We start from the raw sequence: 18,697 nt of genomic DNA on the forward strand, positions 1-18,697 counted from the left end.
CGCGGCGCCGCGCCGCGCGGCGTGGCGCCACGCAGGCGAGCCGGCGCCTCGCTCGCGCGCCAGGCGGCGGCGCTCGCGGCGCGCCCTGGGACTTCCGAAGCGCGCCGCCGATCTCCATAGCGCGACCATGCGGGCGCTCGTGATGGGGGCGACGGGAGCGCCGGGAGGGGCGGTCGCGCGGGCGCTGCTCGCCCGCGGGCACCGCGTGCGCGCGTCCTACGCCAGGCCTGGCGATCCGACCGCGGCGCGGCTCATCGAGCTCGGCGTCGAGATCGTTCAGGGCAGCGCAGACGAGCCCCGCTCGATCGCGCGCGCGGCGGCCGGCGTCGACGCGGTCTTCGCCATGGGCTCGCCGCTCGAGGGCGGGCTCGCGGCCGCCGAGGCGGAGCTGCGGCTCGGCCTCGCCGCCGCCGAGGCCGCGAGGGCGGCGGGCGGCGCGCACCTCGTCTACACGTCGGTCGCGAGCGCCGACCGGGGCACGGGCGTCCCCCACTTCGAGAGCAAGGCGACCGTCGAGCGGTACATCACCGCGCTCGGCGTGCCCTGCACGATCCTCGCCCCGGTCTGCCTGATGGAGAGCCTGCTCGCGCCCGCGGCGCTCCTCGGCCTCCGGCGCGGCGTGTACGCGGCCCCGCTCCCGGCGGGCTGCCCGCTGCAGCAGATCGCGGCGGACGATGTGGGGCGGTTCGCGGCGCTCGTGCTCGAGCGCCGGGGCGATTTCCTCGGGCGCCGGATCGAGCTCGCGTCCGACGAGCTCACCGGCGCCGAGGCCGTCTCGGCGCTGTCCCGCGTGGCCGGCCGCGAGATCCGCTACGCCGAGGTGCCGCTCGCCGAGGTGCGCGCGCGCAGCGAGGACCTCACGGCCATGCTCCGCTGGCTCACGCGCGTCGGCCACGGCGTGGACCTCGGGGCGCTCCACGCCGCCTACCCGGAGGTCGGGTGGCGGCGGTTCGAGGACTGGGCGCGCGAGCACCTCGCGGGCGCGCTGACCCGAGCGGTCGCGTGAGGCTGCGAGGGCGTCGCGTCGATCCGGCGCGTGGTCCACCCGGCCGGCGCGGGGCTCACCCGGCCCGCGCGGGCGCGGAGCTCATCCGACGTGCGACGGAGCGCGGCTCGGTCGGGCCGCCCCGAGGCTGATGAAGTGGTCGAGGATCCAGGTCTTGAAGCGGCTCAGGTCGAGCCGGTCGAGCAGCGGCAGGAACGCCCGCTCCACGCCGTCCTCGCGACGTATGGAGGCGAAATCGAGCACGCCGACGTCGTTCGCGGCGAGCACGTACGGCATCACCTCGGTGCGCCCCTCGTCGAAGGCCGCGAGCAGCAGCGACCCCTTGAGGAAGGCGGCCGAGACGTCGAGGAAGGCGGGGCGGATGCCGCGGATGTACCGGCTGAAAGGCTCCGCGATCACGCGCTTGTCCGACGAGTCGCGGAGGCCCGCGCCCTCGAGCTGCATCTTCAGGTAGTCGCTCGCCGACACGCCGGGGTGCTCCTTGCGGCGGCGCTCGGCCTCGTAGCCCTCGGCGACGATCACGAGCGCGTAGTCGGCGCGCTTGAGGCCGTCGGCGAGCTCGCTCAGCACGTCCTGGGGGAAGCGGAAGAAGGGGAGCACGATGAGGTGCGCCCGCGCAGCCACCGCGCAGTGCAGCGCGTGCCGCCCGCTGCGGTTGCCCATCATCTCGAGGATGTAGATGCGCTTGTGCGTGTAGGCGTCCTCGTAGAGCCCGCGCGCGATGGTCGCGCCCGTCTCCACGCCGGACAGGAAGCCGATCGCGCGATCGCCCTCCAGATCGTTGTCGATGGAGACGTTCACGAAGCCGGCCTGCGGGCGCACCTCGAACTCGTCGAGCCACGCCTTGATGCCCTCGAACGTGCCGTTGCCGCCGACGCAGATGAGGTGCGTGAACCCCTGCGCCTTGAAGGTCGCGGCCGCCTGCTTGCGCTTCTCGCGATCGAGGAAGCCGGAGTAGCGCTCGCTGCGGAAATCGCTGCCCGCGTCGAGCACGCGCCGCCCCATCGAGCGCGCGGGGATGCCCTGCGCGAGCAGGTCGTAGCGCTGGCGGCGGCTCATGATGAGGCGCTCGAACTGGGGCTGGGCGCGCGCGTCCGCGGTCAGGGAGCGGAAGCCCTCGGTCGCGGCCCACACCTCGTAGCCTCGCCGCGCCGCCTCTTCCGTCAGCGCGACGGCGACCGAGGAGTAGCCAGGGGCGTTGCCGCCGTCGAAGACGAGCAGCAGGCGCTTGTCCGATGCCGGGAGGGTGTCGGGACGTCCGAACTCGACGATGCTGGTCATGGCGCCGGCCTTCTACCACGCGACGACGAGGTTGGCTGAGCGATTGTCACACGTTCGAACGTGTTGTTGGACGACGCCCGGCGTTGGACGACGGCGCCGCGCGGCGTCGAGCGAGCGCGCCGCGCCGCGTGGCGCTCCGCGCGTGCGCCGTTCACCCCGTGTTGCGCATGCCGGCGGCGATGCCGTTCAGCGTGAGCAGGAGCGAGCGATCGCGCCCCGAGTCCCCACCGCGGCTCGCCCGCAGGAGCTCGACTTGCAGGAATGAAAGGGGGTCGACGTAAGGATTGCGCAGCGAGATGGAGCGCTGGAGCGTCGGGTTGCCCTCGAGCAGCCGCCGGTTGCCCGTGAGCCGCTTGAGCCACGACCGCGTCCGCTTGTACTCCGCGATGATCCGCGGCGCGACCGCCTTGCGCGCGGCGGCCGGCGCGAGCTCCGCGTAGCCCGCGAAGATCGTCATGTCGGCCTTCGCGAGCACCATCTCGACGTTGTCGATGACCGCCCGGAAGAACGGCCACGACGCCATCATCTCCTTCAGCAGCTCCGCGCCCTCGGGGCGCTGCCCCATCGCCTCCAGGCCGCTGCCGACGCCGTACCACCCGGGGAGGATGGCCCGGTTCTGCGTCCACGCGAAGACCCACGGGATCGCGCGCAGCGACTCCAGGCCGCCCGCGCGCCGCTTGCTCGGGCGCGAGCCGAGCGGCAGGCGCGCGATCTCGTCGATCGGGGTCACGGCCGTGAAGAACTCCACGAACTTGGGCTCCTCCCAGACGAGCCCGCGGTAGGCGCGCCGGCCCGTCTCGGCGAGCTCGTCGAACGCCGCGGCGTAGCGCAGCTCGGACGCGGTGGGCGGCCGCGGCTGCGCGCCCAGCGTGTGCAGGAGGACGCCGCTCAGCATGATCTCCAGCGTGCGCATCGCGAGCTCGGGGCGGGCGTACTTGTGGTCGAGCGCCTCTCCCTGCTCGGTCGCCTTGTAGCGGCCGCCGACGCTGCCGGCCGGCAGGGCGAGCAGCGCCTGGTGCGCCGGTCCGCCGCCGCGCGCCACCGACTCGCCGCGGCCGTGGAAGACGCGGAGCGGCAGCTCCGCCTCCGCGGCGATCTTCGGCAGCGTCTCCTGCACGCGCCGGAGCGCCGCGCTCGCCGCGAGCAGGCCGACCTCCTTGCCCGAGTCGCTGTAGCCGATCATCACCTCCTGCACGCCGCGCGCGAGGACGTGCGGCCGGTACTCCGGGTGCGCGAGCAGCGCCCGCAGGATCCTCGCGCTGTCGTTCAGCGCGGCGAGCGACTCGAACAGCGGGACGACGTCGATCCGCGCGCACGAGCGCGCCTCGTCCCACAGCCCGGCGGCCTTCGCGCACGCGAGGGCCGCGAGGACGTCGTCCTCGCTGTGGGTCATCGACAGCACGAGCGTGCGGCAGGACGACTCGCCGCCGTCGCGCTGCGCCGCGGCGATGCGCTGCAGCGCCTCGAACACGCGGCGCGCCTCGGGCGTCATCTGCGCCGGCTCGACGCGGCCCTCCGCGACGCTGGCCGCCGCGGCGCGCGCGTCCTCGGCCGGCGCGCGCATCTCGAGCTCCGCGAGCGCGAACCCGAGCGCGTGCACCTGCGTGAGCAGCGCCCGCGCGCGCCGCTCGCCCGAGCTCGCGCAGCGCGCGGCGCGCAGGCTGTCGGCGACGACCGTCAGGTCGCGCTCGAGCTCCGCGGGCTCGCGGTAGGGGGCCCCGACCGTCGGCTCCTCGGGCCGCACGAACGCGCGCCCCTCGCGCGCGGGGCCCTGCCCGGAGCGCGCGCGCGCCTCGGCGCGGCCGTGCTCCGCGTGCTCGAGCGTGGCGGTGAGGCGCGCCTCGATGAAGTGCAGCTTGCGGCGCCACGGCTCGCCCTCGGTGCGCGGGCCGAAGTGCGCGGCCACCTCGGGCATCGCGGCGGCGTCCTCCTCGATCGAGGCGAGCAGCCAGGGCGGCGGCGTGACGTGCCGGACCGACTGCGACAGCGCGCCGCCGAGGTCGCGCACCGCCCGGATGAGCCGGCGCAGCCCGCGGATGCGGTAGGCGAACAGCGCGTCCTCGAGCACGGCGGGCACGACGAGCGGGTTGCCGTCCATGTCGGCGCCGACCCACGAGTGGATCCGGAGCGGCGCGATCTCCGCGTCGAGCGGCTCGCCGTAGGCGGCCTCGAACGCGCGCCCGATCACGGTGGGCAGATCGGGGATCAGATCCCAGAGGATCTCCTCAATGTACCAGGCGACGTTCTTCACCTCGTCGCCGACGGTGGGGCGATCGCGGCGCACCTCGTCGGTCTGCCAGAGCGCGGTGATCTCCTCGCGGATCTCGGCGAGCTTGCGCGCCGACTCGTCGGGCGTCAGCTGGCAGCGGTCGCGCTCCTCGAGGTTCTTCGCGATGCGGTAGAGCTTCTCGAGCACCGTGCGCCGCGCGGCCTCGGTCGGGTGCGCGGTGAGCGTGAGCGTCACGTCGAGCGTCCTGAGCGCGGCGCGCACGCGCTCCGCGGGCACGCCGGCCTTCTTGAGCGTGTGCATCGCGGCCTCGATCGAGCCGCGCTGCGGCCGCGCGCCGGGATCCGTCGCGTACGCGCGCGCGCGGCGGATGCGGTGGTGCTGCTCCGCGAGGTTCACGAGCCGGAAGTAGACGGTGAACGCGCGGATGACGGGCTCGAGGCGATCGTGGGGCAGCTCTGCGAGCAGCTTGCTGAGCTCCGCGGCCGCGTGCGCGCGGCCGTCGCTGGGGCCGCGGCGCCGACGGATGGCCAGCGTGCGAATGCGCTCTTCGATGGCGAAGAGCTCTTCTCCCTCCTGCTCGATCAACACTTCCCCGAGCAGGCGTCCAAGCAGGCGAACTTCTTTGCGAAGAGGTCGATCGACCTCACGACGGCGGGGCGGCATGGCGGCCAGCCTAGCGCGATGCGGCGTAAAACGGACCACCGAGTGTGGTCTGGGCGGATGGTCCGTGGCCTCGAGGGGGCGGGCCCCCCGGGGCGGGGGGCGCTCCTCGGGACCCGCCGGGTGGGCTGGGGTGCGAGCACGGTCCGTGCATCATCCGTTCATCCGCGCCCTTTCGAAGCCTCGTCGAGCTCGTGTACCCTCGGCGGATGGCCGATGATGTGTTCGGGATCGTCGGCACGACCCAGGGGGCGTTCAAGGTAGAGCGGGTCGTCGCCGAAGGTGGGTTCGGCGTCGTCTATCGGGCGTACCACGAGGCTTTTCGAGCGCCGGTCGCGCTGAAATGCCTCAAGGTCCCGGCGACGCTGCCCGAGCAGCTGCGCGTGCAGTTTCTTGAAAAATTTCGTGAGGAAGCGGAACTGCTGTTCCGCCTGTCGGCCGCGATCCCCGCCGTCGTCAGGCCGCTGCACCACGACGTGATCTCGGCCGCGACCGGCGCCTTCGTGCCGTTCATCGCGCTGGAGTGGCTCGAGGGCCGCACGCTCGCGAGCCACATCGCCTCCCGCGCGGCGATCGGAGCGCCGCAGCTCTCGCCGGCGGAGGTGATCCGGCTGCTCGCGCCCGTCGCGCGGGCGCTCGAGGCGGCGCACCACTTCCCCGGGCCGAGCGGCCCCACGTGCGTCGTGCACCGCGATCTCAAGCCGGCGAACATCTTCCTCGCCCAGATCCACGGCGCGGAGGTCGTCAAGATCCTCGACTTCGGGATCGCCCGCGCCCGCGACGCCGCGACGGTCATGGCCGGCCAGACCGCCACCACGTCGGGCGGCCTCTCGACGGCGTTCACGCCGGCCTACGGGGCGCCCGAGCAGTGGGCGCCGAAGCGCTTCGGCAAGACGGGCCCCTGGACCGACATCTGGGGGCTCGCCGTGACGGTCGTCGAGGCGCTCGCCGGCCGCGAGATCATCGGCGGGGATCACGTAGCGATGATGGGCACGGTGCTCGACGAGAAGCGCCGCCCCACGCCGAGGAGCGAGGGCATCTTCGTGCCCGACGCGCTGGAGGCCGCCTTCCGGCGGGCGCTGGCGGTGGACCCGCGCGAGCGCTTCCGGGACATCGGGGCGTTCTGGGACGACGTCGAGCAGGCGCTCGGGCTGCCGCGGAGCGCTCCGCCGATCGCGGTGCCCAGCCGGAACCACGCGCCGCCCGCCGCCCGCGCCCGCTCCTCGGTGCTGCCCGCGTCGCCCTCGTCGCCGGGATCGACGCGGTCGCAGGATCTCCTCCAGAGCACCGGCCTCGCGGCGCCGGCGGCGTTCACGGAGGCGGCCCGGGAGCTCCACCTGCCGGAGCGCGGCGGCGGCCGCTTGCCGCCGCACAGCCTCCCCACCGAGCCGGTGGTGCCGCTCGCGCTCGACTGGTCTCCGCCCGCACCCTCGCCCTTCGCGAGGCCTTCCTATTCGCCGTCGAGGATGCCGCCCCCGATGATGGAGCGCGCGCCCGCGCGGCCCAGCCCGAGCACCGCGGAGCTCATGGCGATGTTCGCGTTGCCTGTGCGGCTCGCCGGCGCGGGCGTCGTCATCACCCTCCTCGACCTCGCGGCCGCGTCGCTGCTCTTCGACGGCCAGCGCATCGGCGTGGGCCCGATCGGGCTCTTCCACGTCGCGGTGGGCCTCGTGGTCCTGGGCATCGGGATCGCGGTGTTCCGGCTGTTCTCGTCGGACCGCTAGCGCAGCCCATGCCCGCGAAGCCGCAGGATCTGGGCGACACGCGATGGGACGACGTCCGCGTCTTCCTCGCCGTCCACCGGCACGGGAGCCTGGGCCAGGCGGGCGCGCGCCTCGGCCTCGACACGTCCACCGTCAGCCGCCGCTTGACGGCGCTCGAGGCGTCGCTCGGAGCGCGCCTCTTCGACCGCACCCGCGACGGCCTCGTCCCCACGCGCGTCGCCGAGCTCGTCCTGCCCGCCGCCGAGGCGATGGAGGCCGCGCACCGGCGCCTCGCGCGCGACGCCTCGGGCGCCGAGGCCGACGCCGAGGGCGTCGTCCGCCTCAGCGTCGCGCCGGGCTTCGCCGACTCGTTCGTGACCCGGAGGCTCCCGCGCCTCCGCGCGCTCCACCCCAGGATCCGCATCGAGCTCGACGCGTCCGTCCGGGTGCTCGATCTCACCCGGCACGAGGCGGACCTCGCCCTCCGCTCGATCCGGCCGGAGGGCGCCGACCTCGTCGTGACGAAGCTCGCGTCGGCCCGCTGGATCGCCGCCGCCTCGGAGCAGCTCGTGAAGGACGCCGGGCCCGTGGCGGCGTGGGACGCCGTGCCGTGGATCGCCTGGGATCGCGACCTCACCAGCTTCCCGGCGGCGCGCTGGCTCGCGCGCCACGCCCCCGGGGCGGAGATCGCCCTGCGCACGAGCTTCTTCGTCTCGCAGCTCACCGCGGCGGAGATCGGGCTCGGCGCCCTGCTGGTCCCCGAGCCGTACCTGCAGGTGCACGCCCTCGCGCCGCTCCGGTTCGCGAGCGCGCTCGAGGCGAGCGCGGCGGAGTGGCCCACGGACGATCTCTGGCTCGTCGGCCACCGCGCCCTGCGCGACGTCCCCCGCGTCGCCGCTGTGTGGAGCTTCCTGATCGACGAGCTCAGGACGCCGTGAGCTCTGTGACCCCTCGCGAGCAAAGCGAGATTTCAACGCAAAGGCGCAAAGTCGCAAAGGCGCAAACCTGCATAAAATCTGCTCTTTTTTGCGACTTTGCGGCTTTGCGCCTTTGCGTTGAAATCTCTCTCCGGATCCCTCGCCGGCGGAGCTAGGGCTCCTCGCGCCGCACGCCCGTCGATCCGTAGCCGCCCGCGCCGCGCGCCGTCGGCGCGAGCGCGGGGACCAGGACCACGTCGGCGAGGGCGACCGGGCAGATCACGAGCTGGGCGATCCGGTCGCCGCGGTGCACCGTGAACGGCGCCGAGCCCAGGTTGATCAGGACGACCTTGATCTCCCCGCGGTAGTCCGGATCGATCGTCCCGGGGCTGTTCAGCACGGTGACGCCGTGGTGCAGCGCGAGCCCCGAGCGCGGCCGCACCTGCCCCTCGTGGCCGTCGGGGAGGGCGACCGCGTAGCCCGTGGGCACGAGCTTCCGCTCCCCGGGCGCGAGCGTCACCGGCGCCTCGATGGCCGCGCAGAGATCGAGCCCGACGGCTCCCTCGGACTGGTAGGCGGGGGGAGGGACCTCGATCGGCCCCACGCGAAGGAAAGGCACCGGGATGCGCACGCGGCGGAGCCTAGCCGGTCACGGGCGCGGCAGCACCGCCTCGAGCGCCGAGCCCCGGAGCGCCTCGAGCGCCGAGTCGGACCACGCCCGCGCCCGATCCGAGAACCCGGCCTCCACCGCGCGCCGGAGCAGCTCGATCGCCCGCTCGAGGTTCCCGTCCTTGGCGCTCGCGCGCGCCGCGCCGTACGCGTCCTCGCCGAGGCCCACGCGGCGGAAGATCGCCTCGTAGAGCCGCGCCGACCAGTCGAACGCGCCGCGCTCGAACGCGATCTCCGCCATCCGCCGCGCGTCGTCCTCCGAGAGCTGCTCCACGATGTCCAGCGCCACGGCCGCGGCCCGCGCCACCTCGCCCTGCTCCACGAGCACCCGGATCAGCGGGCCCGCGACCTCCTTCCGGTCGTCGCCGGCCTCCCGGGCCGCCTCGAGCGCCTTCCGCGCCTGCTTCAGGTCCCCGAGCGCGAGGTGCACCGCGCCGACCAGCGCCGGGTCCGGCTCGCCGTGCTTGCGCGCCTGCGCGACCGCTTCCCCCGCGCGCTTCGCGTCGCCGAGGAGCAGGTGCGACCAACCGACGAGCTCGTGCGCCTCCCGGAGCGCGCGCCTCGGCGGCGCCGGCGACTGCGCGAGCACCTCGGCGGCGAGCGCCATCGCCTCGCCCGTCCGCTCGTCCTCCACGGCCCGGCGCGCCCGCTGGAGCAGGACGGCCGTCTCGGGCGGCATCGGCTCCTCCTGGAACTCCGCGCGCCGGCGGTTCATGGAGGGCGACGGCGCCGCCGGCTCGGCGCGGAACCGCTGAAGGCTCTGGAACGCGGACATGACGAGGATGAAGGAGAAGAAGAAGAACCCCGCCCTCAGGAAGAGGATGGCGAGGAGCACGGCGGCGACGCCCGAGATGGCCGCCGTCAACCGGGCCCGCTTCGGGCCGAGCGCGTGCTCGAGGACGTGGCCGCCGTCGAACGGGAGCACGGGGATCAGGTTGAGGAGGCCCCACCACACGTTGACCGTGATGAGCATTTCCATCCCGCTCAGCAGCATGGCCGGGAGGGCGTAGAGCGCCGGGGTGTAGCTGAGCACGAGGTGCAGGAGCCCGGCGACGAGGAAGCCGGCGAAGGGGCCTGCCAGGCTGATCAGCACGTGCTGGAGCCGCCCGACGGGCAGGAGCGAGCGCCATGTCGTGGTCCCGCCCATGAAATGCAGCGTGATCTCCGGCTCGATCCGGTGCCGCTTGATGGCGAGCGCGTGCCCGAACTCGTGCATCAGGACCGACAGGAAGACGACCAGGATCCAGACGAGGAACGTCTGGTACTGCTGCCTGGCCAGGATTCCGTACCCGAGCAGGGCGGCGGAGAGCCAGAACCCGAGCTGGACGTCGACCGAGACTCCAAACAGACGGAAGCTCATGCGCATGTAATAAGCCGTGCGGGCCGTTCGCTCAATGATTGCCGTGCGGACGCGGCCGGCCGTAGAGTGCGCCGCGATCTTCCGCGCAGCCGCGCGCGCGTGCCCATCGGGGCGCGCCGTGCCCCTCTCTGGCCGCGCGGAAGCGGCGTCGGGAGCGAGCATGGGCAGGGAGATCCGGGTCAGTAGATGGGCGCTCGCCGGGGTTGCCGCGGCGGGCATCGCGTGCGGGGCCGCACCGGCGCCCGCGCCGTCCCCCGGGGCCGCGGCGGCGCCCGCGCCGCCGTCCAAGGCCGCCACGCCCGCCGCCGCCCGCCCGCCCGCGGCCTCCGCGCCGGTCGAGGCCGCTGCCGCGCCGCCGGCCGCAGCGCCGCCCGCGTTCGAGGTCCCGCCCAACACGGCGGTCCTCCACGTCGGCGACTCGTTCGCGGTGGCGGGCTTCGCGCAGGCGCTCCGCCCGCGGATGCAGGAGCACCGCGTGCGCTACGCGGTGAAGGCGGAGACCAGCTCGTACACGGTGACGTGGGCCTCGAGGATGGAGCTCCTGGTCGCGAACTACCAGCCGGACCTCGTGATCATCAGCCTCGGCGCCAACGAGGTGGAGAACGTCAACCCGCCGGCCCACGCCGGCGCGATCCGCCGCATCGTCAAGGCGATCGGCGGCCGCCCGTGCGTGTGGGTCTCGCCGCCGCTCTGGCGCAAGGACACCGGCATCATCGACGTGATCCGGACGAACTCGGCCCCGTGCCGCTTCTTCGACTCCGACGCGCTCGTGCCGGGCCCCCTCCCGCGCCAGAAGGACAAGATCCACCCGAACGAGGTGGGCGGCGCGCGCTGGGCCGAGGCCTTCTGGGGCTGGCTCACGGCGGAGCACCTTCCGGCCGGCGGGGAAGAAGGCGCAGCGGCGCCGCTGCGCAGCCCCTGGGCGCTCCGGCCGTCTCCGCCGGAGGAGCACCGCTCCCGGACAGAGGCCCCGGAGAGCGCGGCCCAGCGGGGCGAGCAGGTGTCGGAGCGGCGGGCGGAGTGACTCCGAGCTGACCGGCCGGCGCCCTACGCCGGCGACGTCGCGACGCCCGCGCCGCGGTGGATCAGCCCGGGATCGTGGCCGAGCGCCCCCGCGATCGCCGCCCTCACGTCCCGCATCAACCGGTTGCGGCCCCCGGCGCCGTAGGGCGCCGGATCGATCGGCGGCATGATCGTGACCACCACCCGGTGGTGCTCCTGGACCACGAAATCCTTCGCCCGGAGCACGTGCCGCGTGCCGTCGATCGCCACCGGGAGGATGGGCGTGTTGGTCTCGATCGCCATCCGGAAGCCGCCGCTCTTGAACGGGAGGAGCGCGCCGGTCTTGCTCCGCGTCCCCTCCGGCGCGATCCAGACCCGGGTCCCGTCCTGCAGCATGGACGCGCCGACCTGCAGGCTCGCGCTGGCCTGCACGTGATCGCTCCGGTTGATCCGGATGAACCCGGCCGCCTTCATCGCCTGGCCGAAGATCGGCACGTTGAACAGCTCCTTCTTGGCGATCATCCGGAGCCGCCCGGGGATCGCCCGGAACACCACCGGGATGTCGAAGAGGCTCTGGTGGTTCGACATCACAACGAACGGCCGCGCGCCCGAGGCGTTCTCGCGCCCGCGCACCACCAGATCCACGTCCGCGTCCTCGAGCACCTTGCGCGCCCACCAGTCCAGCCGCTCATCGCAGCGCTCGAGGGTCACACGCCCGATCATCGCGTCCACCACGGTCGGAAAGCAGATCCGGGCAGTGTCGAAGATTCCCATGAACGTCGTCTGAAGGCTCATCGCTCTCTTCCCGCTGATTCCGCTGAAAGGTGAGGGGATCGCGTGGCGCGCCGGCGACCGAGCAGGCCCTGCCTCACGCGGCGGGCAAGCAGCCCCGAGGGGCGCCGAGCTCATCCAGTGCTCATGCAGCGCTCATCCAGCACTCGTCCACTGCTCGTCCGTATGCGAACGCCGCAAAGTATACCACTCAACCCCCGGCTGTGGTGCCGGTCACGGTCACTACCACGCGGCGCCCGTGGGGAGAACTACGGTGCTCCCAGACATACAGCGCTTGCCAGGTCCCGAGGGCGAGGCGGCCGCCGGAGATCGGGATCACCTCGCTGGAGCGGGTGATGGCGCTCCTCAGGTGGCCCGGCATGTCGTCGGGGCCCTCGTCGTCGTGCTCGTAGTCGCGGCCCTCCGGGGCCAGGCGCGACATCCAGCGCTCCAGGTCGCGGAGGACGGCCGGATCAGCGTTTTCCTGGATGATGAGGCTCGCCGACGTGTGCTGCAGGAACACGGCGCAGAGCCCGACGTCGACGCCCGCGCCGGCGACGACGCGCGCGACCTCGCGCGTGATATCGACGAAACCCCGGCCGTTCGTGCGGATCTCGAGCGTGCGCTGGACGATGGTGGTCACCGCGCCATCTTAGCCGCCTTCAGCGCGCGCGCCCGGCACGACGTCGACGATGAGCCCCCAGCTCGTCCATCGCTGGAACCACGCGCCCACGCGCTCGGCCAGCGCCGCGCCCGCCCCCTCTCCGGCGCCCTGCGCCTCGGTGCCGGCCGGCTCCTGAGCTCTGCTCGCCACCTCCTCACACGCCGGGACGAGCGGCACGCCCCGCCCGAGCGCCTCGAGGAGCGCGAACGCCTGAGGATCGAGCTCCTCGAAGCGGATCGTGAGGTCGGCGCCGCGGAACACGGCCAGGTGGACGGGGCGGGGCGCGGGCAGCGCGGGCGACAGGCCCTGCTTGAGCTCGCTCCGGAGGACGTGCGCCGGATGGCCGAGCCGCACCAGCGCGAGCAGCGGGTGCAGGACGATCCTCGCGGTGGACCAGCCGTCCGCCGGCATGTTCGTCACCTTCGCCGGATCGAGCGGAGGGGGCGAGGCGCCGTCGAACAGATCGACGAGGGCGTGCTCGTACCGCGCCACGTCGCGCGCGAGATCCCGCAGGGCAGGGGGGAACCCCTCGTGGGCGCCCGCGAAACCGGCGACGTCTCGCCCGAGGTCGCGCAGCGTGAAGCTCGCGGGCGGGTGCGCCGCGAGGTAGGCCCTCGCGAACGCGTCGAAGCCGTCGTCGCCGAGGACGTGCGCCAGCGCGGGGTAGTCCTCGCGGAGCGCGTCCCTGTGCCGCAGCCAGAACTGCCGCCGGTAGATGTCGGCCTGCTCGGCGGGCGTGAGCCGCTCGCTCCCGGCGACGTGCTCGCGGCACAGGCCGGCGAGCTCGGCGTCGTCCGCGAGCGGCGCGCCGGCCGTGAACATGCGGGTGAGCTGCCGCGTCAGGGCGGCGAGGCCGGCCGGGGGCGCGGGCTCAGGCGGCGCGCGCACGCGCCACCTCCTCCCGGATCGCCCGCGCCTTCTCGGCCTCGGCGGCGAGGACCTCGAACGAGGGGATGTCGTCGTCCCACTCGATCAGCGTCGAGACGTCGCCGGTGCGGGCGACCGCGCGCCGGTAGAGCGCCCACACGGCGTCGACCACGTGATCGCTGTGGGTGTCGAGGATGTACGCGCCCTGGTGCGTGTGGCCGGCGAGGTGGAACTGCACGATCCGGTGGTGCGGCACGCCGTCGATGTAGGCCTCCGGATCGAAGCCGTGGTTGTACGAGGAGACGTAGACGTTGTTGACGTCGAGCAGGATGCCGCAGTCGGCCTCCTCCGCGACCGCCGAGAGGAACTCCCACTCGCTCATCCGGCTCGCCGTGAAGGTCAGGTAGCTCGACACGTTCTCGAGCGCGAGCCGGACCTCGAGGAAGTCCTGCACCACCCGCGCCCGCGCCGCGACGTGCCGCACGGCCTCGTCGGTGTACGGCAACGGGAGCAGATCGTGCAGGTTGATCCCGTGCGCGCCCGTCCAGCACAGGTGATCGCTCACCCAGGGCGAGCCCACCTTGGCCAGCAGCGCCTTCAGCCGGCGCAGGTAGTCGAAATCGAGCGGATCCGTGCTGCCGATCGACAGCGAGACGCCGTGCTGGACGAGGCGGTAGCTCGAGAGGAAGCGCTCGAGGTTGGCGACCGGCATGCCGCCGTCCACCATGAAGTTCTCGCTGATGATCTCGAACCAGTCGACCCGGGGCTGGTGCTCGAAGATGTGGCGGTAGTGCGGGATGCGCAGCCCGACGCCGACGCCGAGGTCGGGGAGTCCCAGCCGCATCCGTTCGAGGTTCACCATGGTTCACCGCGAGCCTTGCTCAGGGGTGGAGGGATGCGCCGCGGCGCCTCACGGCCCAGCGGATCCGCGTGGATCGGCGCGACGGCTCTGGCGGATCCGCGCAGATCGGCCCGACGGCCCCAGCGGGTCCGGCGGATCCTCGTGGATCCGCCGGACTCCGCCGGGCCGGGCCGGGCGCGCCGAACTTACGACGAGCAGTCGGCCGGCTTGCAGCCGCCCTTGCCCTTGCACTCGTTCTTGCCCGAGCACTCGTGGCCGGCGCCCTTGCAGCCGCCCTTGCCCTTGCACTCGTTCTTGCCGGCACAGCACTCCTTGGCGGCGGCCGCAGGCGCTTCGGTCGCCGCCGGCTCGGCCGCGGGGGCGGCGCCGCTCGTCTCAGGCGCGGGCGGAGGCGACGAGGCGCAGCCCGCGAGGCCCGCCACCATGCCCGACACCGCCGTCAACGCCAACGTCTTGCCCATGTCGATCGTCATCTGATCCTCCACGCTCGTCTTCGTCGCGATCACCGAGCCCACCGCGCGCCTCGCCAGAATGGCGCGCCCGCACGCTGGAGCCCGTCGGGTCTCGCCGGCCTCTCGACCGCGCTGAGCCCATCGGCTACGCGTCACTACGCCCGACCGGTTCCACGGTTTCACTCCGGACGCGTTGATTCTTCATTCAACTCCCCGTAAGTGAGCGGGGTTGACCTCCACGCCCACGCGAGCCCCCCCTGCGTGCACGGCGTCCGGCGGCGTAGCCTCGGTGGCTGGGGCGCGCGGCCAGCGTGCAGCGTTCCATGCACGACGTAACTCGCTTCGGACGGCAGGCGCAAGACAAAGCGTCCAGCGCGGCGCGCCGGCGCCGTGGCGGGTCCTCGTCCACCCGCGTCGCGGGGCGCTCCCGGTGCTCGCGGCGCTCTCGCTGGGGGCGGCCGGCTGCGGGGGGGCCCCGAGTGGAGGGGCTCCGCGTGGGGGGGCCGGCACGCCGGTCAGCGCGGCGGGTGATGCGGCCTCCGGGCGCGAGCTCCCGGTCGAGGCGATCGCCGCCGAGCTCGAGGCGCTGAGCGGCGCGATCCTCGAGGGGCGGGAAGCGACGTTCCGGGACATCCTGGCCGACGCGATCGCGAAGGACGCGTACCTGTGCCAGCCGGCGCCACGCCGCGTCTTTTCCGGAGCGCGCGGCGACGTGCCGGAGGGGGAGCGGCGGATCGCCGGGGTGATGCCGCACTACGGCCTCTTCTTCGGTCCGATGAGCTACCTCGTGCGGCGGCGCGGCGGCGCCTGGGAGGTCGACGTGCGCATCGCGGTCGATCCGCCGGAGGGCGCGGGCTGGCTCGAGCTGCCCGACTGCGGGCTGGCCGCCCGGCTCGGGGGCGCGATCGCGTGCCGCGGGACGCCGTACGCGCGCTCGGGATCGACGGACGCTTGCCCGGGGTCCGGCGTGTTCACGGCGAGGGCGACGCCGGCCGCGATCCGCGCGCTGCTCGCGCGCTGGTCGGACGAGGCCGAGGGGTACTGGAACCGCGACGCGCGCGCCTTCGGGCTGCCGGTGCGCTACGACTTCGACTTCGTGCTCGCGGACGAGGCGCGCGCGCGGGGGCTCCGGGTCGATCTCGCGGTGCCGCTCTCGCCGACGTGCGGCAGGACGCCGTACTTCAGCGCGATGCGGGCCGGCTGGTCGCTGCCCGTGCTGGCCCACGAGGTGGGGCACGTGCTCGGGCTGCTCGACGAGTACGAGGCGCTCTCCGGGATCGTCCGCTGCTATCCGAAGACGCCGTTCCCGGGCGCCGAGATCAGCCGGATGGGGCTGTCGATGAAGGAGGAGACGCGGCTGCTGCCGATCCATCACTACCTCGTGCTCCGCCGCTTCTTCTGCCGCGAGCCCGCATCCATCGACCCGTATGCCGGCGCGATCCGCTGAGCCGATGCCGGCGCGATCCGCTGAGCCGATGCCGGCGCGATCCGCCGAGCGCCCCGCGCGGCCCCGCGGCGGCCGCCTCCTCGCGGTAGCGGCGCTCGCCTATGTCAGCGCAGCGGCGCTCGCGTGGACGGGGCTCGCGGGCTGCCGCTCGGAGCGAGAGCGCGGCGGGGCGGACGCAGGGCCGAGCGCGGCGGACACGGGAACCAGCGCGGCGGACGCCGGGGCCGGGGCGCCGGACGTGGCGCCGCCGCTCTTGGGGGCGCCTCCGGGGCCGAGGGCGCTCGCGCCGCCGGCGGAGCCGCGCTGTCCGCCGGAGATGGTGCGGGTCGCGCGCCGGTTCTGCGTCGATCGCTACGAGGCGGTGCTGCTCGACAAGGAGACCGGGCTCGAGATCTCCGCGTTCTATCCTCCGTCGCGCCAGGCGGCCGCGTCCGTCGAGCGCGTGTGGTCGAAGATGCGGCTGCAGCTCGGGGACGACGAGGCGCGCCGCATGGATCTGCCGCTCCTGCCCGGCTGGCAGAAGCAGCGCGAGTTCGAGCCGCGCGCGGTGTCGCGCAGGGGCGTGCTCCCGCAGGGCTACACGACCGGCGCGCAGGCGGAGCTCGCGTGCCGGAACGCGGGCAAGCGGCTCTGCTCGCTCGAGGAGTGGCGGACGGCGTGCCGCGGCGAGCGGGACGAGCAGTTCCCGTACGGACCGACCTACGCGGACGGGCGGTGCAACGTGTTCCGCGAGGCTCACCCGGCCGGCGTGCTCCACCGCGACGTGACGCTCGGGCACAGCGATCCGCGGCTCAACCTGGTGCGCGTCGCCGGGGCGCCGCTCCTGCGGCGGACGGGCGAGACCGCGACGTGCGCGAGCGCGTGGGAGGACGACGCGGTCGCCGACATGGTCGGCAACCTCGACGAGTGGATCGACGATCCGGAGGGGACGTTCGTCGGCGGGTTCTATGCGCGCGCGACCCGGGAGGGGTGCATGGCGCGCGTCGCGTCGCACGACTTCACCTATTTCGACTACTCGACCGGCGTCCGCTGCTGCGCGGATCTCCGCGCGCCGTTGTGAGGGCGCGCCGCCGGGGGCTGCCGGGCGCGCGACGAAGATGCCGCTCTCCGGCAAGCCAGGAGGGTAGCCGGCGCCCGCTGGGGCAAAATCGGCGCACGTCCGTCAAGCCGACATCGTCCTGGCGGCGCCCGCGGCCACGCCGAGGCGCTGCTCGTAGTTGGCGAGCGCGCGGGCCCAGGCCGGACGCGCTTCGCAGAGCTCGCGGTAGCGCCGGACGTGCGGATGGTCGCCGAGGAGATCCGCGCGCCACGCCTGGCGGAGGACAGTAGTCATCGCGATGTCGGCAACGGTGAAGTCGTCGCCGGTGACAAATTGCTTGCCGTCGAGCCGGCGGTCGAGGGCACCGAGGCAGCGCTGCGCCCACGCGCAGAGCTCCGGTCGGAGGTCGGCGCCGGCCGTCTTTCCGAACTTGGCCTTCAGATCGAGCAGTACGATCTGTGCGATCGGCGGCTCGACCGTGGTGAGGGCCGCGAACGTCCAGCGCGTGACCTCCGCGCGCTTCCGGAGGTCGGATAGCTCACCCGCGCGCTCCGCAAGGTAGAGGAGGATCGCGCCGCTCTCCGCGATCACGAAGCCGTCGTCCTCGATCACCGGCACCTGGTTGAACGGGCTGATCCGCGCGAAATGCTCCTCGTTCAGCTCGCCCTTCGGCTGATCGAGGCCGTGCACCTCGTACGGAAGGCCGAGCTCCTCGAGCGCCCAGAGGATGCGGAGGTCTCGCGTGAGGCCGATCACCACGCCGGGCACCTTGCCGAAGCCGTAGAGCGTGATGGGACGAGCGGTGGAGGTGTCGTGCGCTTTCATCGATTCCATCCTCTAAATGACGCAGCAGCATGCGTGCAAGCTCGAGCGGTCGTAGAGCTGGCGCGACCGACCAAAGATTGCGGCCATGCTCGCGAACGCGCTCCGCGGGCTCGGGCGGCTGCTGGAGACGACTCACGTCTTGGGGTACCTGCACGGCGCGGATCTCCGCGCGCCGCCGCGGCGGGCGCGCGGTCGCGGCGGCGCGGGACGATCTGGTAGCATCGGCCGCTGCGCGGGAGGACGTCGCGCTCGTGCGACACCGCGGGGAGGACCACCGATGCTCGCAGCCCGATATCACGTCTACGATTCAGCGGTGCTCGACGTGCCCATCGAGGAGGCGTGGAGAGAGCTCCGCGATGTCGTCGCGCTCCTGCCGATCGTCTTCGGTGACGGCGTCAAGGACTACGGTTACGTGGACGGCGGCTCGGCGGAGAAGATCCCGTCGCGCTTCGAGTTCACGCTCCACCCGTCGGGAGACAAGGCCGTGGAGGAGGTGGTCGCGCGATCCGAGACCGAGCACTCCGTCACGTACCGGCTGCTCGGACAGGTCCTGGGCATCGAGGGGTACATCGCGACGTACCGGCTTCGCCGGATCACGACCGAGCCGGGCAAGACGTTCCTCGAGTGGCCCCGGGAGTTCGGCGTGGCGTCGGGCCAGGAGCCTGAGAAGGTCGTCCCGTCGGTCGCGGCCCTCACCGCGAACGAGGTCCTCGCCGTCAAGGAGCACTTCGCGAAGCGCCGCCGCTCGGTGTGATGCACTGCGGCCTCGGCCGAGCGGACGGGGCCGAGGTGGAGCCCCCCGCCGGGGGATCTTCAACGGATCGCAACCGTTGGGAGGGGCCCGCCGTCGGGGGCTTCAACGGATCGAGTGAGCGCGAGGGGCCCGCCGCCGGGGGTCTCCAACGGATCGAGTGAGCACGAGGGGCCTGCCGCCGGGGGTCT

At 73.5% G+C, this 18,697-nt stretch carries 16 protein-coding genes and 1 pseudogene; 7 read left to right on the forward strand and 10 right to left on the reverse strand.

The window, feature by feature from the left end:
- Positions 1-127: 127 nt before the first annotated feature.
- Positions 128-1,006, forward strand: a complete 879-nt coding sequence (locus WMF29_RS18695) for an NmrA family NAD(P)-binding protein (protein WP_437330141.1) — start codon at positions 128-130, stop codon at positions 1,004-1,006.
- 81 nt (positions 1,007-1,087) lie between these two features.
- Here WMF29_RS18695 and WMF29_RS18700 read toward each other — a convergent pair whose 3' ends face one another.
- Positions 1,088-2,287 carry a 6-phosphofructokinase gene (locus WMF29_RS18700; RefSeq protein ID WP_437330142.1) on the reverse strand — a complete coding sequence of 400 codons (1,200 nt, stop codon included), beginning with the start codon at positions 2,285-2,287 and terminating at the stop codon, positions 1,088-1,090.
- A gap of 151 nt (positions 2,288-2,438) precedes the next feature.
- A complete protein-coding gene (locus WMF29_RS18705; RefSeq protein WP_437330143.1) occupies positions 2,439-5,180 on the reverse strand; it encodes a phosphoenolpyruvate carboxylase in 2,742 nt (913 codons plus the stop codon).
- 206 nt (positions 5,181-5,386) lie between these two features.
- Here WMF29_RS18705 and WMF29_RS18710 point away from each other — a divergent pair.
- Both WMF29_RS18710 and WMF29_RS18715 read left to right on the forward strand, forming a co-directional pair.
- Positions 5,387-6,268: pseudogene (locus WMF29_RS18710) on the forward strand (serine/threonine-protein kinase); the annotation flags it as partial.
- A gap of 641 nt (positions 6,269-6,909) precedes the next feature.
- Complete coding sequence (locus WMF29_RS18715; protein ID WP_437330144.1) at positions 6,910-7,818, forward strand: LysR family transcriptional regulator; 909 nt, start codon at positions 6,910-6,912, stop codon at positions 7,816-7,818.
- Positions 7,819-7,969: 151 nt separating this feature from the next.
- Here the strand turns inward: WMF29_RS18715 and dut are convergent, their stop codons facing one another.
- Positions 7,970-8,428, reverse strand: a complete 459-nt coding sequence (gene dut, locus WMF29_RS18720; RefSeq protein WP_437330145.1) for a dUTP diphosphatase — start codon at positions 8,426-8,428, stop codon at positions 7,970-7,972.
- 18 nt (positions 8,429-8,446) lie between these two features.
- Complete coding sequence (locus tag WMF29_RS18725) at positions 8,447-9,826, reverse strand: TPR end-of-group domain-containing protein (RefSeq protein ID WP_437330146.1); 1,380 nt, start codon at positions 9,824-9,826, stop codon at positions 8,447-8,449.
- A 160-nt stretch (positions 9,827-9,986) separates the two neighbouring features.
- Between WMF29_RS18725 and WMF29_RS18730 the strand changes: the two genes are divergently transcribed.
- Positions 9,987-10,850, forward strand: coding sequence for an SGNH/GDSL hydrolase family protein (locus WMF29_RS18730; protein WP_437330147.1), 864 nt, complete (start codon positions 9,987-9,989; stop codon positions 10,848-10,850).
- Between the two features lie 23 nt (positions 10,851-10,873).
- Here WMF29_RS18730 and WMF29_RS18735 read toward each other — a convergent pair whose 3' ends face one another.
- From WMF29_RS18735 to WMF29_RS18755, 5 genes are all read right to left on the reverse strand, one after another.
- Entirely contained in the window at positions 10,874-11,623 is a 750-nt protein-coding gene (locus WMF29_RS18735; protein ID WP_437330148.1) for a lysophospholipid acyltransferase family protein, read from the reverse strand.
- Between the two features lie 187 nt (positions 11,624-11,810).
- Entirely contained in the window at positions 11,811-12,242 is a 432-nt protein-coding gene (locus tag WMF29_RS18740) for a secondary thiamine-phosphate synthase enzyme YjbQ (protein ID WP_437330149.1), read from the reverse strand.
- Positions 12,243-12,251: 9 nt separating this feature from the next.
- The gene (locus WMF29_RS18745) at positions 12,252-13,151 is read right to left on the reverse strand and encodes an HvfC/BufC family peptide modification chaperone (protein ID WP_437330150.1); all 900 of its coding nucleotides are present in this window, start codon (positions 13,149-13,151) and stop codon (positions 12,252-12,254) included.
- On the reverse strand, positions 13,135-13,992 hold the full coding sequence (bufB, locus tag WMF29_RS18750; RefSeq protein ID WP_437330151.1) for an MNIO family bufferin maturase: 858 nt from the start codon (positions 13,990-13,992) through the stop codon (positions 13,135-13,137). The genes WMF29_RS18745 and bufB overlap by 17 nt, the downstream gene beginning before the upstream one ends.
- Before the next feature lie 185 nt (positions 13,993-14,177).
- Positions 14,178-14,507, reverse strand: a complete 330-nt coding sequence (locus tag WMF29_RS18755; RefSeq protein WP_437330152.1) for a hypothetical protein — start codon at positions 14,505-14,507, stop codon at positions 14,178-14,180.
- Positions 14,508-14,874: 367 nt separating this feature from the next.
- Here WMF29_RS18755 and WMF29_RS18760 point away from each other — a divergent pair, with 367 nt between their 5' ends.
- Both WMF29_RS18760 and WMF29_RS18765 read left to right on the forward strand, forming a co-directional pair.
- Positions 14,875-15,891 carry a hypothetical protein gene (locus tag WMF29_RS18760; protein ID WP_437330153.1) on the forward strand — a complete coding sequence of 339 codons (1,017 nt, stop codon included), beginning with the start codon at positions 14,875-14,877 and terminating at the stop codon, positions 15,889-15,891.
- 28 nt (positions 15,892-15,919) lie between these two features.
- The gene (locus WMF29_RS18765) at positions 15,920-16,951 is read left to right on the forward strand and encodes a hypothetical protein (protein ID WP_437330154.1); all 1,032 of its coding nucleotides are present in this window, start codon (positions 15,920-15,922) and stop codon (positions 16,949-16,951) included.
- A 102-nt stretch (positions 16,952-17,053) separates the two neighbouring features.
- Here WMF29_RS18765 and WMF29_RS18770 read toward each other — a convergent pair whose 3' ends face one another.
- Positions 17,054-17,755, reverse strand: coding sequence for a glutathione S-transferase family protein (locus tag WMF29_RS18770; RefSeq protein ID WP_437330155.1), 702 nt, complete (start codon positions 17,753-17,755; stop codon positions 17,054-17,056).
- A gap of 277 nt (positions 17,756-18,032) precedes the next feature.
- Here WMF29_RS18770 and WMF29_RS18775 point away from each other — a divergent pair, with 277 nt between their 5' ends.
- The gene (locus WMF29_RS18775; protein WP_437330156.1) at positions 18,033-18,509 is read left to right on the forward strand and encodes an SRPBCC family protein; all 477 of its coding nucleotides are present in this window, start codon (positions 18,033-18,035) and stop codon (positions 18,507-18,509) included.
- Positions 18,510-18,697: the final 188 nt, after the last annotated feature.

Origin of the sequence: Sorangium sp. So ce381 (assembly GCF_051473845.1) — a bacterium.
GTDB classification, from domain to species: Bacteria; Myxococcota_A; Polyangia; order Polyangiales; family Polyangiaceae; genus Sorangium; species Sorangium atrum.